Raw genomic sequence first — 230 nt, 5'->3', positions numbered from 1 at the left:
CATCGGCTGAGAGAACCATACGTTACCGTTTTTCCGGACATACATACGTACGTTAACTGAGTTAGCTGCACTTGTAGGAGCGTCTAATTGGATAGACAGTTGAGTCCATACACCTTCCTTTAAGTTAGCTTTGAGATACGTTATCTTATTAGCTACTTGAGTGCTGCCATTTCTAAACGTAAGTTCTATAGCTCCGTCTTCGTCAATCTCGCTTAAACTAGGGGTGAATG

At 42.2% G+C, this 230-nt stretch carries 1 protein-coding gene; it reads right to left on the bottom strand.

What is annotated here, in order from left to right; genetic code table 11:
- A partial coding sequence (locus SB775_RS34370) for a hypothetical protein (RefSeq protein ID WP_410865764.1) occupies positions 1 to 230 on the bottom strand: 230 nt, incomplete at both ends.

This window comes from Peribacillus sp. SIMBA_075 (assembly GCF_046534585.1).
This window is presented reverse-complemented; position numbering and strand designations above follow the sequence as displayed.